Raw genomic sequence first — 13950 nt, forward strand, 5'->3', positions numbered from 1 at the left:
GTCCCAGACTATACCCACTGCCCTGTCCGCCGTCATCCCGCGTCGCGTCCCGTGCGGAGGGGCTCACCCGAGGTCCGCCACCGAGCACATCCACCGGCATCCGATGTAGACGAGCTTGAGGTTCGTCCAGAACGTGGTGCGCCCCACCGTCAGGTGCACGGCCACTTCGAACGTGGTTGGCCCCACCAGCATGCCGGTGACCGAGTGGGGTATGGACGGCAGGTACTTGAGCATCATCCGCAGCTCCTCGTCGCGCTCCATCCTCGTACGCATGAGGTATGAGAAGGTCTCGAGCCGTCTGAGGCAGGGCGCGGTCAACGCCTTCCGCAGCGTCGACGAGGCGATCTGCCCACGGACGACATCCAGCGACAGGCACGCCACCCGGCACGAGGAGAGCGCCAGCGCATGGCATTCGCCCTCGTCGGGGCATTCGTCGAACGTGGTGATGATATGGTATGGCACCGGCTCGGCGGACAGCTCCACCTGGATGAACCCGTCGCGCGAGTTCGGCTGCCGGCATGACTCTCGGACGGTCCCTTCGATCGTCTCCCCGCAACCTCTCATATGTCCTCCTTGTCCGGGCCTCGCCGTCGAGGCCGGTAGAGGACCAGCACACCATACGGATGCGCCCCGCGTCAATGCCGCGGGGCGCATGGTGCATGGATGTGGATGGGCCTGTGGATAACCCTCAGCGCTGTCCACCGTACGGCGTGACGACCACGCCGCAGCGCTGGAAGTTCTTCACGTCCACGTAGCCGGTGGACGCCATGGCGCGGCGCAGCGCGCCGATGAAGTTGGTGGTGCCGTCAGCGGTGTGGCTCGGTCCGAACAGGATCTGCTTGAGCGGGGCCACGGTGCCGACGTCCGTGCGGAAGCCGCGCGGCAGCGTCTGGTGTCGCGCCTCGGCGCCCCAATGCTTGCCCTTGCCGGGGGCCTCCTCCGCGCGGGCGAGCGGGGCTCCGAGCATGACGGCGTCCGCGCCGAGCGCCAGGGCCTTGACGAAGCTGCCGGAATCGCCCATGCCGCCGTCGGCGATGACCTGGACGTATCGTCCGCCGGACTCGTCCATGTAGTCGCGACGGGCCTCGGCCACGTCGGCGATGGCGGTGGCCATCGGCGCCTCGACGCCGATGGTGCGGCGGGTGGCGGAGACCGCGCCGCCGCCGAAGCCGACGAGCACGCCGGCCGCGCCGGTGCGCATCAGGTGCAGGGCCGCGGTGTAGTTGGCCGCGCCGCCCACGATGACGGGCACGTCGAGGTCGTAGATGAACTGCTTGAGGTTCAGCGGTTCATGGTCCTGGGAGACATGTTCGGCGGAGACGACGGTGCCGCGGATCACGAACAGGTCCACACCGGCCTCCACCACGGTGGAGTAGAACTGCTGCGTACGCTGCGGCGAAAGCGCGCCGGCGACGGTGACGCCGGCGTCGCGGATCTCATGCAGGCGCTTCGTGATGAGCTCCGGCTTGATCGGCTCGGCGTAGATCTCCTGGATGCGGGCGGTGGCGCGGTCCTCGGGAAGCTCGGCGATCTCCTCCAACAGCGGAGTCGGGTCGTCGTAGCGGGTCCACAGACCCTCCAGATCGAGCACGCCGAGCGCGCCGAGCCGGCCCATGGCAATGGCGGTGGCGGGGCTCGTCACCGAATCCATCGGGGCGCCGATGACCGGCACGTCGAACTCATAGGCGTCCACCTGCCAGGAGGTGGAGACGTCCTGGGGGTCGCGCGTCCTGCGGGAGGGGACGATGGAGACATCGTCCAGCGAGTAGGCCAGACGGCCCTTCTTGCCCAAACCGATTTCAATTTCCTGAGACATGGTTTCGAGACTAATGCCCGGATATGACAGGACGGGCGCACGGGAGGCGCCGCGTCTCACATAATCGACCCCGTGGGTCCGGCGTTACATTCATGCGCTAACAATGGTCACGTTCCAACAGCATCCGTCAGGAGGAAACATGGCCAAAATCAAGGTCGAAGGCACCGTCGTCGAACTCGACGGCGACGAGATGACGCGCGTCATCTGGAAGGATATCAAGGACCGTCTCATCCTGCCGTACCTCGACGTGAATCTCGACTACTACGATTTGGGCATCGAGAACCGTGACGCCACCGACGACCAGGTCACCATCGACGCGGCCAACGCCATCAAGCGTGAGCATGTGGGCGTCAAGTGCGCCACCATCACCCCCGACGAGGCCCGCGTCAAGGAGTTCGGCCTCAAGAGGATGTGGAAGTCCCCCAATGGCACGATCCGCAACATCCTCGGCGGCACCATCTTCCGCGAGCCGATCGTGATGAGCAACGTGCCGCGCCTGGTCCCCGGCTGGACCAAGCCGATCGTCGTGGCACGCCACGCCTTCGGCGACCAGTACAAGGCCACCGACTTCAAGGTGCCGGGAGCCGGACGTCTGACGGTCACCTTCACCCCCGCCGACGGATCCGAGCCCATCGAGCATGTGGTCTACGACTACGGCGAGGACGGCGGCGTGGCCCAGGTGCAGTACAACGTCAACGACTCCATCCGCGGATTCGCGCGCGCATGCTTCAACTACGGCCTCAAGCGCCACTACCCCGTGTACCTGTCCACCAAGAACACCATCCTCAAGGCGTATGACGGCCAGTTCAAGGACATCTTCGCCGAGGTGTATGAGACCGAATACAAGGAGCGCTTCGAGGCCGAGGGCCTGACCTACGAGCACCGCCTCATCGACGACATGGTCGCCAGCTCCCTCAAGTGGCATGGCGGCTACATCTGGGCCTGCAAGAACTACGACGGCGACGTGCAGTCCGATTCCGTGGCGCAGGGCTTCGGCTCGCTGGGCCTGATGACCTCCGTGCTCATGACCCCCGACGGGCAGACCGTCGAGGCCGAAGCCGCCCACGGCACCGTGACCCGCCACTACCGCCGCTGGCTCAAGGGCGAGAAGACCTCCACCAACCCGATCGCCTCGATCTTCGCATGGACCGGCGGTCTCAAGCACCGCGCCGACCTTGACGGCACGCCCGAGGTGCGTCATTTCGCCGAGACCTTGGAGAAGGTCATCGTCGACACCGTGGAGGGCGGGCAGATGACCAAGGATCTGGCCATGCTCATCGGCCCCGACCAGCCGTGGCTCGACACCGAAGGCTTCATGGACGCGCTGGATGAGAACCTGTCGAAGGCGCTGCACGACTGACGCCGGACGACCCGTGACCGATTGACGTCCCGGAGGTACCTGGAGGTACCCGGAGGGGAGGGCCGTCGCCGTGTGGGGATTCCACATGACGACGGCCCTTCCGTCTCGACGGACCGGAAGGAACGATTAGAATCGGTCAGCAGACATCACCTGCAGCATCGGAGGGACGGCTATGACTTCACACGGCGGACCACTCGTCCGTAGACTGACGGCCACGGCGGTATGCATCGCCATGACGTGCGCGCTCGGCGCATGCTCATCCTCCACATCGTCCGCCGGCGGCACTGACGCCACGGGCGCAGGCACCGGAACCGCCACGACGGACCCCGGTTCGGTCGCCATCTTCACGCCTTCCGACGGCGTGACCATCTCAGGCAACACGCCGTTGAACAAGTGGACGGCCTTCGTCCCCGAACTCACGAAGGCGCTGCGGAACCGCTCCTTCCCGAAGAAGAGCATCTCATCCTCCACGGCGGACAGTCTGGACGAGCAGAGCCGCGACGTCCAGGACTATGTGGTCGACCGCATCTCGTCGAAGACGGGCTCGTCGTCCTCCGACACGACCATCGTCGTCGCCCCGGTCACGGACCCGGACGACACGACACGCCAGTACGGGGACGTCGTCAGCCATGACGGCGCATCGGACGCGACGACGGACGACGCGGACGACGAAACCGCGGCGGACCGTCTCACGTCCGCGCTGTCGCTCGCCAAGGAGAACGGCATGCACGTTGTCATGCTGTCGGACACGGTTCCCGGAGTCGTCCCCGACGCCTACGTGCGCATGTCCACCGCGGAGGCGATCGGCAAGGTGCAGGCCACCAAGCTCGTCGACAAGCTCGCATTGGACAAGGTCAGCAAGGACAACCCCAAATACGTCGAAGTGTTGCTCCCCTATTCGCCGGATACGTCCGGAGAAGCGGACGACACCTCGGCGACGGACGGATCCGTCACCGGCGGCGAAGCGTTCGCCGCGGCCGCGTTCAAGGGTGTCTGGTCCGTGCTCGGCCCCTACTTCGCCTCCGGACAGGCGGTCAGCCTCTCCTCCACGCTCACTTCCGACACCACCGCCGACGATTGGCGCGATGTGGCGTTCGTGTCCGGCAAGGAGGACACGGTGCGCGCCGAACTGCGCGGCCGGCTTGGATTGGACGACGCGGACGCCAAAGCCGGGACCACCCGCATCGACGGCATCATCGCGATGAACGACTACACCGCCTCGGGCGTGGTGGACGAGCTCTCCGACTTGGGCTACACCGGTTCGGCCGCGGACATCAACCCGCAGATCACCATCTCGGGAATCGTGGAGAACATCACCGGCCGGAAGGATCTGGTGCGCGGCAAGGTGCCCGATCCCGTCAAGGCACCATCGGCTTCGGACGGCTCGAAGGACGCCGGCGACGATGCAAAATGGCCCATCGTGACCGGCTACGGCGCCTACGTCGATGCGATGCCCCGCATCGTCGCTGGACAGCAGTGGATGACCGCGTTGGAGGACCGCGCCACGTTGGCCGAGGATACCGCGCAGACGTGCCTCAGGCTCAACACCGTGGACGGCAACGGCTGGAGGAAGGGGCTGAAGTTCCTGACGACCACGAAGGTGAACGGGAAGAACACGCCCACCGTCTCCGTCGACCTGCTCGCGGTGAGCGCCTCCAACCTCAAGACCGCGCTCATCAATCCCGGCTACATCTCCCTCGCGGACGCCGGCCTGTGACCAGTACGGTCCGCGGTCTTCCTTCCGGGATCGCGGATTCCCTCACGAGTCCCCTTCGGAATGCGTTGCGCCCCCTGACCCGGCCGGGTCAGGGGGCGCAACGCATCGGACGCGAACCGGTTGCGGCGGCTCCGCGGAAAACGGTCAGAAGCCGAGGCGCTCGAGCTTCTTCGGATCCGACTGCCAGCCCTTGGCGACCTTGACGTGGAGGTCGAGACGGGCCTTCTGGCCGACGATGCGGTTCACCGGCGTGCGCAGCTTCTTCTTCACGGCGGTCAGATTCGATGCTCCACGACCGATGATGATCGGCTTCTGCGAATCGCGTTCCACATAGATGGAAACGTGCACGTCCGCCTTGCCCGCGTACGCCTCTCCGGATTCGTTGTCCTGCGGGTATTCGATGGAGTCCACGACGACGGCGAGCGAATGCGGCAGCTCGTCGTCCAGCTGTTCGAGGAACGCGCCGCGGATGAGTTCGGCGATGGTCTCCTCGGGGCGTTCCTCGGTGATCTGCTCCTCCGGATACATCTGCGGTCCTTCGGGCGTGTGCTCGATGAGCACCTTGCGCACCTCGTCGAGGTTGTCATGCGCGAGGGCGCTCACCGGCACGATGTCGGAGAAGTCGGCGAATTCGTTGATCTCGATGAGCTTCGAGACCAGCTGCTCGCGGGACAGCTCGTCGATCTTGGTGACGATGGCGACCAGCGGAATCCTCCAGGACCATGAGCCGTCGTCCTTCTTGACGGCGAAATCGGAGCGCAGACGGGACAGGATGCGCCTGTCGCCGGGACCGATCTCCTGGTCGGCGGGCAGCAGGAACGCCACCTCGTCCACTTCGGAGAGGCTTTCGTCGACGATGTCGTTGAGCCGCTGTCCGAGCAGGGTGCGGGGACGGTGGATGCCGGGGGTGTCGACCAGCACGAGCTGCGCATCGGGCGTGGTGAGGATGCCCCTGATGGCCTTGCGCGTGGTTTCGGGCCGGGAGGATGCGATGGCGATCTGCGTGCCGATCAACGCGTTGATCAGCGTGGATTTGCCGACGTTCGGCCTGCCCACGACCGCGACGAATCCGGAACGGTAGGGTCGTCCGGTCTCGGGGGTGGGGGCGTCGGTGCTGGGATTGGTCTCGTGTTCGGTCATGTCACTCCTCGTGGCTGTCATGGTCGCCGTGCTGGCCGTCGCGCGCGGCGTCGTCATCGCCGGCGGACGCGTTCTCGTCCGTCTTGTCATCTTCCCCATGCCCCTCGACGTGGGCCGGCTCCACGACGATGGTGGAGACCTTCTTGCGACGTCCGGCGGAATCGACGGCGGTGAGCCGCAGCCCGCGCGTCACGGCGGACGCTCCGACGATGGGCACGCGTCCGAGCAGCTTGGTGAGCAGGCCGTAGACGGTGTCGACGTCGTCCTCGTCGATGTCGATCTCGAACAACTCCTCGAGGTCCGCGATGGGCGTACGCGCGGGCATGCGCCATTTCCGGTCGCCGATCCTCTCGGGCTCCTCGCGCTGCGTGCGGTCGTGCTCGTCCTCGAGTTCGCCGACGATCTGCTCGATGGCGTCCTCGATGGTGACGAGCCCGGCGATGCCGCCGTATTCGTCGACCACGATGGCCACATGCTGGCGGGAGCGCTGCATCTGGTGGAACAGGTCGTCCACGGGCTTGGATTCCGGCACGAGCATGGGGTCCCGCACGATGGACGACACCTCACGCGTCGTCGCGGCGGGGTTGAACGCGGTGGCGCGCACCGCATCCTTGAGATAGGCGACGCCGATGAGGTCGTCCACGTCGTCTCCGATCACGGGGATGCGGGAGAATCCGGATCGGGAGCACAGCTTGAGCATGTCCTCGAGCGTCGCGTTCTTCTCGATGCAAATCATGTCGGTGCGCGGCACCATGATCTCGCGGGTGAGCGTGTCCGACAGGGTGAGCACGTTGCGCAGCATCTCGGACACTTCGGGGTCGAAGTCGTTCGATTCGACGAGCCGGTCGATGGTGGCGCGCCCCTGCTCCTGCTGGATCTTCTCCAGCTCCTCCTCGTCGGAGAGGTCCTGCGAGCGGCGGCGCCCGTCGGGGGCGGCGCCGATGCGGGTGAACGGCGCGATCCGGGTGGCGGCGGAGACCAATCGCGAATGCTCGATCATGATGTCGACCGGTTTGATGGCGCCGGTCTCGCGCGGGCGCACGGCCACGCTGACCACGCCGACGGCCAGCGCCACGACCACGCCCGCGACGATCTGGATCCACACGGCGAGTCCCCACACGGAGGCGACGATCGCGACGAGCACGCCGACGAGCACGTTGCAGGTGATGCGGAAGAACGCGCAGGCACCGGCCACGGCGTAGCGGTTGGCGATGAGGCGCTGCACCCGGTGGATGCGCGCGATCTTCTTCATGCGTGCGAATTGGGTGAGGTCGCCGTCCGTCTGCACCTCGAGGATGAGGTTGTTCAGACTCGCCCTGGTCACGCGTCCCACGGCCCCTTCGGCGGCGGCCAGGGACAGCGACAGCCATACCAGCAGCGCGGCGACGACGGTCAGCGCGGCGCTGACGGCGATCAGTGTCGGTTGGGAATACTCCATATCGGGTTCGTTCTTCCTTCGATGTGTCCTTCTGATGCGGTCCGACGCGGTCCGACGCGGCCGCGGTCAGCGCGTGATCTGACGTCCGGCGCCATGCTCGGCGTCGTACGCGGCGAGGGCGTCCACGCTGCCCGCGGGAAGCTCCACCGGAGCGCCGAGGTCGTGTCTCACCGCGATGAAGGTGAGCAGCAGCTGGCGTTGCAGCCCGAACATCTGGCGTTCCTGCTCCGGATTGACGTGGTCGTATCCGAGCAGATGCAGGATGCCGTGGATGGTCAGGAGCATCATCTCCTGGAGGATGCCGTGGCCGGCGGCGGCGGCCTGCTGCGCGGCCACCCATGGACAGATGACGATGTCGCCGAGCACTCCCTCCATGACGGTCTTGCCGTCCCCGGGACGCAGTTCGTCCATGGGGAAGCTCATCACGTCGGTGGGGCCCTCGAGGTTCATCCAATGCTCGTGCATCTGCGCGATGGGCTCCGGATCGACGAACAGGATGGTGAGGTCGGACTGGGTGCTCACCTTCATCTGGTCGAGCACCCATACTCCGAGGTCGGAGAAGAGTTTGGGGTCGATCGTCCATACGGTCTCGTTGGACACGTCAACGCTCATCGTTGTCCTTTCGGTCCTGATTCTGTGGGTCCCGGGCGCGTTCCCGGTCGGTCGCATCCGTCTTCCCGGCGGAGGGGTCCGTCGTCCCGTCCCCGCGTCCACGCCGGCCTTCGCGGCGTCGTCCGGCACGGGACATGGCGCGGTGGTCGCCGTCCAATCCTTCGTTGCGGTTGTACGCCTCGACGATGAGTCCGACGAGATGATGCCGGACCACGTCCTCGGGGCTCAGATGCACGAAGGCGATGTCCTCGATGCCGCCGAGGATGCGCTCGATGGTGGCCAGTCCGGACCTGGGCACGGCGAGGTCCACCTGCGTGATGTCGCCGGTGATCACCATCTTCGTATTGAATCCGAGTCTGGTGAGGAACATCTTCATCTGCTGCTCGGTGGTGTTCTGGGCCTCGTCGAGAATCACGTAGGCGTCGTTGAGGGTGCGTCCACGCATGTAGGCGAGCGGCGCCACCTCGATGGTGCCGTCGTCCATCAGCCGTTTCATCTGATCGGCGCCGAGCATGTCGCCGAGGGCGTCGTAGAGCGGCCTCAGGTACGGATCGACCTTGTCGTTCAACGTGCCGGGGAGGAAGCCGAGGCTCTCCCCCGCCTCGACGGCGGGCCGGGTGAGGATGATGCGGCGCACCTGTCTGTCCTGGAAGGCCCGCACCGCCTTGGCCACCGCGAGGTAGGTCTTGCCGGTGCCGGCCGGTCCGATGCCGAAGGTGATGATGTGTGATTCGATGGCGGCCACGTACGCCGCCTGTCCGGCCGTCTTCGCCCGCACCGGGTTGCCTGCGGCGTACGTGATGACGCCGGGCACGGTGGGTCGGCGGCGGTCCTCGCCGTCATGCCGGGCGCGGTTCGTCTCCATGCGCTGCAGCGCCTCGACGGCGCGCCCATGCCCCGGGTGGGCCGTCCGCGTGCGGTTGTCGAGCACATCCTGGTCGATGAGCCGGCGGACGGTGTCCGCATCCATCGGCGCGGTGTGCGCGGCTTCGATGATGGTGTTGACGAGGTCCTCCGCCTTGGATGCGTCGCCTTCGGTCTGCCGAGAATGGGAGACGATGGCCACGCGGTTGCCGCGCACAATGATCGTCAGGTCGGGGAACGCCCGTTCGACTTCCCTGATGACTTCGTCGACGGGGCCCAGAACGGCGACCGGGTCGAGTTGGGAGGGGATGGTGATGGTTCGTGTTGTGGTCGCCACGGAATCCTTCCTGTTCGCCTGGGCGCCGTTCTACTCGTCGAGCACTTCGCCGGTGAGCACGTGCGCATGCACGTGGAAGACCGTCTGTCCCGCGTCCAACCCCGTGTTGAACACCAGACGGTAGGCGCCGTGGAAGGCGTCATCGGCGATGTGCTGGGCCACTTCGACCATGTGGGCGAGCTGCTCCGGGTCCGCGGCGGCCAGCTCGGCCGCGTTGGCGTAGTGCTTCTTCGGCACGACCAGCACGTGCACCTTGGCCTTGGGGTTGATGTCCTTGAAGGCGTAGGTGGTGTCGTCCTCGTAGACCTTCTCGCTGGGAATCTCCCCCGCGATGATCTTGCAGAACAGGCAGTCGTCCGATTCGCTCATGGTCGCTCCTTGCATTCGTCCTCGTTCGGTTTCCGTATGCCAGCTTACCGCGTGCCCGTTACGCGCGCGGCCCGTCGGTCACGCGTACCGTCCCAACGCGCGGCTCAGCAGCGAAAGGGCCACCGGACCTGCGGCGGACGCGCGCAGGATGTTCGTCCCGAGGCGCACGCTGTGCGCGCCGGAGTCGACGAACTCCTTCACCTCGTCCTCGCTGATGCCGCCTTCGGGGCCGACGACCACATGGATGGTGCGCGGCCGTCCGTCCGCCAGGCAGCGTTCGGACAGCTCCCCTGCCAGTCCCTCGATGGAGCTCCAGGTGTCGGTGGCGTCCTGATGGAGCACGATGACCAAGTCGCCGTGCACGTTCGCCCTGAGGCACATCGAGACGATCTGCCGGCTGGTCACGCACGGCGCAAGCTCCGGGCGCCATGCGCGTCGGGACTGCTCGGTGGCGGCGTCGAGCACGCTCCCCCACTTGCGGTCCGTGCGTCCGGCCTTCCATTTGGCGATGGAGCGGTCCGCCTGCCATGGGACGACCTCGTCGACGCCGATCTGGGTGGCGACGTCGATCGCCTGCTCGTCGTGTCCGGTCTTCGCCAGCGCCTGCACCAGGGACAGGCGCGTCACCGGCGCCGGCTCTCGCGTGAAGGCGTGGACCTCGACCAGCCCGGCGTCGGGGTCGTCCATGACCGCCTCGATGCGCAGTCCGCGGCCGTCGGAGAGCTGCAGGCCGTCACCGCGCCGGAGCCGCATGGCCTGCACGGCATGGCGGCGGACCGCGGCGGGCAGCGTGATCTTCCATCCGGCGTTGAGCTCGTCGGAGTTCACCGGCACGTCGTCATGGTCGGGGTCCAGAAGAAACAGTGCGTTCGTCATGCCTCCAAGGCTATCAACACCGACACGACACGCCGATGATTGCATGCCTGCGAATCAATGCTAATCTATCTTTTCGTTGCCAAACAGCGACACCTGCCCGGGTGGCGGAATGGTAGACGCGCTAGCTTGAGGTGCTAGTGCCTATTTTTTAACAGGCGTACGGGTTCAAGTCCCGTCTCGGGCACAGACGAAACCCCTTGGAGACAAGGGGTTTTCTCGTATCCGATGACATTTCCCATCCATTCCCCTAAGGAGCACCCATGCGCTTCGTCCATCTTGAGTCCATCGACGACGAGCGCGTGTCCGCATACGTCAACCTCACTGAGATTCAGCTGCGCAACAGGCTGGAGCCGGAGAAGGGTCTGTTCATCGCCGAATCGCCGAAGGTCATCGACCGCGCGTTGGCGGCCGGACGCGAACCCATCTCCCTGCTGGTCGAGGAGCAGTGGATCGCGGGCATGGGCGACGAATTCTCCTTCATCGACGAGCATTGGGGACCGGACGTCCCCGTGTACGTGGCGTCGCCCGAACAGCTGCGCCGGCTGACCGGCTATCGGCTGCACCGGGGCGCGTTGTCCGCCATGCGCCGCTGGGCGCTGCCCACGGTGGAGGAGGTCTGCGCCGGCGCGACGCGTGTGGCGGTGATGGAGAACATCGTCGACCACACGAATGTGGGGGCGCTGATGCGTTCCGCCGCGGCGCTTGACGTCGATGCGGTGCTGGTCACCCCCTCCTGCGGTGACCCGCTCTACCGCCGCGCGGCGCGTGTCTCGATGGGCACCGTGTTCCAGATTCCCTGGACGCGCATCGGCGGGGACGACAGACGCTACTGGCCGTTCAAGGGCGTCGACGAGCTCAGGTCCCTCGGCTTCACCACCGTCGCCATGGCGTTGGAGGACGATTCGATCAGCCTCGACGAGCTCACCCGCCGCCTCGACAACGACCCGTCCGAGGCCGACCACATCGACAAGCTGGCGCTCATCTTCGGCACCGAAGGCGACGGACTGTCCCGGCACACCATCGCGCGCGCCGACCTCACGGTGAGGATTCCGATGGCCCACGGCGTCGACTCCCTCAACGTGGCCGCGTCCAGCGCGGTCGCCTTCTACGCCACGCGCCCGCATCGGCGGTAATCGGCCGGCGCATCGCCCCGCACGCACGCCGGCAAACGAACATGCGCCGTGTGCATGTCGGTACGTCGCGGACATCCGATGTGAAGCGGAATCTGTGAGCCATGTCACATCGTCGAGCGATGGACACGCCGGACGCGCGACGCGTCCATTGCTTGCGTGTCGCGGTTTTTGTGCAATCATTGTCAGTGTGAAGCCGGGGCAAGGATGCTCGGCTTACGGACCCGAGCGGCGTGGAAAGGCGCTGGCAGTTGTTGAGAGGAGCAACGTAAGACAATGGCGAAAAACAAGCAGAAGATTCTATCGATCGTGCTCGCTGGCGGCGAGGGCACTCGCCTCATGCCGCTGACCCGCGACCGCGCGAAGCCCGCGGTGCCGTTCGGCGGCGTGTTCCGTCTCATCGACTTCCCGCTGTCCAACCTGGTGAACTCCGACTACCGCCACATCGTCGTGCTCACCCAGTACAAGTCCCACTCCTTGGACCGTCACATCTCCCAGATGTGGCGCTTCTCCTCCCTGCTGGGCAACTACGTCTCCCCCGTCCCGGCGCAGCAGCGCCTCGGCAAGCATTGGTATCTCGGTTCCGCCGACGCCATCTACCAGACCATCAACATCATCGAGGACGTGCAGCCTGACATCGTCGTGATCGTCGGCGCCGACCACGTCTACCGCATGGACTTCGGACAGATGGTCCAGCAGCACATCGAATCCGGCGCGGAGTTCACCGTGGCCGGCATCCGCCAGCCGATCGAGCAGTCGAAGCAGTTCGGCGTCATCGACGTGGATCCGGAGCACCCGAACCAGATCAAGAGCTTCCTCGAGAAGCCCGACACCTGCGCGGGTCTGCCGGACGATCCGGGTTCCTTCCTCGCTTCGATGGGCAACTACGTGGCCAACACGGACGCCCTGTTCGACGCGCTGGCCAAGGACGAGAAGAACGAGAACACGAAGCACGACATGGGCGGCGACATCGCCCCGTACTTCGCCGCCCGCGGCGAGGCCGGCGTGTACGACTTCAACACGAACGAGATTCCCGGCGCCACGCCGACCGACCACGCCTACTGGCGCGACGTCGGTACGATCAAGCAGTTCTACGACGCGCACATGGACCTCATCGCCTACGTGCCCGAGTTCAACCTGTACAACCAGGCGTGGCCGATCTACACGAACTCCGGCACGCTGCCGCCGGCCAAGTTCGTGCATGCCGGCCGTGACCGTCTCGGCCACGCGACCGATTCGATCGTCTCCCCCGGCGTCATCGTCTCCGGCGGCGAGGTGCACCACTCCATGCTCTCTCCGAACGTGCGCATCCACTCGTGGGCGCAGGTCGTGGACTCCGTTCTGTTCGACGGCGTGATCGTCAACCGTCGCGCTCGCGTGTACAAGGCGATCCTCGACAAGAACGTCGTGCTCACGGAGAACTCCACGGTCGGCATCGACACCGAGCATGATCTCGCCCGTGGCTTCACGGTCACTCCGGAAGGCATCACCGTGGTCCCGAAGGGCACCGTCGTCGACGACTGACGGTCCTGAAAACGTCTGAAGGCCCCGAACCGGAACGGTTCGGGGCCTTCGCGTATCCGTCCACCGATCGGATTGAATCGGATCGGTCGAATCGGTCGAATCAGTACTTGGGCAGATTGTCGAAGTTGAAGCCGAGCGCCGCGAGCTGGTCGCGACCCTCCGGAGTGATCTTGTCCATCGTCCAGCGTGGCTGCCACGTCCAATCGATGCGGAACTCCTCGACGAGACCGGCGAGCGTACTCGCGCATTCGTCCTCGATGAGGTCGGTCAGCGGGCATGCCGGTGTGGTCAGCGTCATCGTGATGATGGCGCGGCCCAGGTCGTCGATCTCGATGCCGTAGACGAGGCCCAGGTCGATGACGTCGATGCCGAGCTCCGGGTCGATGACCTGATGAAGCGCCTCGCGCACGTCCTCGGCGGTGGCGCGGCCGATGTCGTCGACGAACTTCAGCGGGATGTCGGCGTCATCCCCGTGGTCGGGCTCGTCGTGGCCGCATTCGCTCTTCTTGTGCCGGCCGCAGGCGCACATGTCGTCTCCGGCGGCGCCGGCCCCCGCCTCGGCGGGACGGCCGTTCGGGAAGCCCTTGGCCAGGGCGGGGTTGGCCATCACACGGCGCGCGGCCTCTTCATCCTGCAGGACGCCGTTGACCGCGTCGAACACGGTGGGCTGCGGTTCGGGCACCAGGTTATCGCTCATTGTCACTCCATACCTAAAGGGTTGTGTGGTCTACTCTACGCGGGCGCAATCCTGTTGTCACCCGTCTTCG

Annotated in this window: 13 protein-coding genes and 1 tRNA gene; 5 read left to right on the top strand and 9 right to left on the bottom strand. The window is 65.9% G+C overall.

The annotated features are described in order from the left end of the window. Positions 1-63: 63 nt before the first annotated feature. Both JS531_RS04750 and JS531_RS04755 read right to left on the bottom strand, forming a co-directional pair. On the bottom strand, positions 64-564 hold the full coding sequence (locus JS531_RS04750; RefSeq protein WP_214313436.1) for a hypothetical protein: 501 nt from the start codon (positions 562-564) through the stop codon (positions 64-66). Positions 565-688: 124 nt separating this feature from the next. Next, the gene (locus JS531_RS04755; RefSeq protein ID WP_214313437.1) at positions 689-1816 is read right to left on the bottom strand and encodes a GuaB3 family IMP dehydrogenase-related protein; all 1128 of its coding nucleotides are present in this window, start codon (positions 1814-1816) and stop codon (positions 689-691) included. A gap of 139 nt (positions 1817-1955) precedes the next feature. Between JS531_RS04755 and JS531_RS04760 the strand changes: the two genes are divergently transcribed. After that, entirely contained in the window at positions 1956-3176 is a 1221-nt protein-coding gene (locus JS531_RS04760) for an NADP-dependent isocitrate dehydrogenase (protein ID WP_214313439.1), read from the top strand. Between the two features lie 172 nt (positions 3177-3348). After that, the gene (locus JS531_RS04765; RefSeq protein WP_214313447.1) at positions 3349-4893 is read left to right on the top strand and encodes a hypothetical protein; all 1545 of its coding nucleotides are present in this window, start codon (positions 3349-3351) and stop codon (positions 4891-4893) included. A gap of 144 nt (positions 4894-5037) precedes the next feature. Here the strand turns inward: JS531_RS04765 and era are convergent, their stop codons facing one another. The 6 genes from era to JS531_RS04795 all read right to left on the bottom strand — a co-directional run bounded on the left by era (position 5038) and on the right by JS531_RS04795 (position 10529). Then, a complete protein-coding gene (era, locus tag JS531_RS04770; protein ID WP_214313454.1) occupies positions 5038-6033 on the bottom strand; it encodes a GTPase Era in 996 nt (331 codons plus the stop codon). Between the two features lies 1 nt (position 6034). Next, entirely contained in the window at positions 6035-7471 is a 1437-nt protein-coding gene (locus JS531_RS04775) for a hemolysin family protein (protein WP_214313456.1), read from the bottom strand. Positions 7472-7537: 66 nt separating this feature from the next. Further along, positions 7538-8083, bottom strand: a complete 546-nt coding sequence (gene ybeY / locus JS531_RS04780; protein ID WP_214313464.1) for an rRNA maturation RNase YbeY — start codon at positions 8081-8083, stop codon at positions 7538-7540. Beyond that, a complete protein-coding gene (locus JS531_RS04785; RefSeq protein WP_214313466.1) occupies positions 8073-9284 on the bottom strand; it encodes a PhoH family protein in 1212 nt (403 codons plus the stop codon). Before JS531_RS04785 ends, ybeY begins: the two co-directional genes overlap by 11 nt. Positions 9285-9314: 30 nt before the next feature. Beyond that, complete coding sequence (locus JS531_RS04790) at positions 9315-9653, bottom strand: histidine triad nucleotide-binding protein (RefSeq protein WP_214313473.1); 339 nt, start codon at positions 9651-9653, stop codon at positions 9315-9317. Between the two features lie 78 nt (positions 9654-9731). Further along, positions 9732-10529 (bottom strand): 16S rRNA (uracil(1498)-N(3))-methyltransferase, encoded by a 798-nt coding sequence (locus JS531_RS04795; RefSeq protein WP_214313476.1) that lies wholly within the window; start codon positions 10527-10529, stop codon positions 9732-9734. A 95-nt stretch (positions 10530-10624) separates the two neighbouring features. On the opposite strand from JS531_RS04795, the gene JS531_RS04800 reads away from it, so the two are divergent. The 3 genes from JS531_RS04800 (at position 10625) to glgC (ending at position 13183) form a co-directional block, all read left to right on the top strand. After that, positions 10625-10713: transfer RNA gene (locus JS531_RS04800), tRNA-Leu, on the top strand. A gap of 76 nt (positions 10714-10789) precedes the next feature. After that, positions 10790-11662 carry an RNA methyltransferase gene (locus JS531_RS04805; protein ID WP_214313478.1) on the top strand — a complete coding sequence of 291 codons (873 nt, stop codon included), beginning with the start codon at positions 10790-10792 and terminating at the stop codon, positions 11660-11662. A gap of 273 nt (positions 11663-11935) precedes the next feature. After that, positions 11936-13183 (top strand): glucose-1-phosphate adenylyltransferase, encoded by a 1248-nt coding sequence (glgC, locus tag JS531_RS04810; RefSeq protein WP_214313480.1) that lies wholly within the window; start codon positions 11936-11938, stop codon positions 13181-13183. 100 nt (positions 13184-13283) lie between these two features. Here the strand turns inward: glgC and JS531_RS04815 are convergent, their stop codons facing one another. Beyond that, on the bottom strand, positions 13284-13880 hold the full coding sequence (locus JS531_RS04815) for a metal-sulfur cluster assembly factor (RefSeq protein WP_214313482.1): 597 nt from the start codon (positions 13878-13880) through the stop codon (positions 13284-13286). Positions 13881-13950 lie beyond the last annotated feature (70 nt).

It is taken from the genome of Bifidobacterium sp. CP2 (assembly GCF_018555635.1).
In the GTDB taxonomy this organism is placed as follows: Bacteria; Actinomycetota; Actinomycetes; order Actinomycetales; family Bifidobacteriaceae; genus Bifidobacterium; species Bifidobacterium saguinibicoloris.

Coding starts and splice junctions, on each gene's coding strand:
- JS531_RS04755 (WP_214313437.1), bottom strand. CDS start 1,816: ATGTCTCAGGAAATTGAAATCGGTTTGGGCAAGAAGGGCCGTCTGGCC.
- JS531_RS04815 (WP_214313482.1), bottom strand. CDS start 13,880: ATGAGCGATAACCTGGTGCCCGAACCGCAGCCCACCGTGTTCGACGCG.
- JS531_RS04765 (WP_214313447.1), top strand. CDS start 3,349: ATGACTTCACACGGCGGACCACTCGTCCGTAGACTGACGGCCACGGCG.
- JS531_RS04750 (WP_214313436.1), bottom strand. CDS start 564: ATGAGAGGTTGCGGGGAGACGATCGAAGGGACCGTCCGAGAGTCATGC.
- ybeY (WP_214313464.1), bottom strand. CDS start 8,083: ATGAGCGTTGACGTGTCCAACGAGACCGTATGGACGATCGACCCCAAA.
- JS531_RS04775 (WP_214313456.1), bottom strand. CDS start 7,471: ATGGAGTATTCCCAACCGACACTGATCGCCGTCAGCGCCGCGCTGACC.
- JS531_RS04795 (WP_214313476.1), bottom strand. CDS start 10,529: ATGACGAACGCACTGTTTCTTCTGGACCCCGACCATGACGACGTGCCG.
- era (WP_214313454.1), bottom strand. CDS start 6,033: ATGACCGAACACGAGACCAATCCCAGCACCGACGCCCCCACCCCCGAG.
- glgC (WP_214313480.1), top strand. CDS start 11,936: ATGGCGAAAAACAAGCAGAAGATTCTATCGATCGTGCTCGCTGGCGGC.
- JS531_RS04760 (WP_214313439.1), top strand. CDS start 1,956: ATGGCCAAAATCAAGGTCGAAGGCACCGTCGTCGAACTCGACGGCGAC.
- JS531_RS04805 (WP_214313478.1), top strand. CDS start 10,790: ATGCGCTTCGTCCATCTTGAGTCCATCGACGACGAGCGCGTGTCCGCA.
- JS531_RS04790 (WP_214313473.1), bottom strand. CDS start 9,653: ATGAGCGAATCGGACGACTGCCTGTTCTGCAAGATCATCGCGGGGGAG.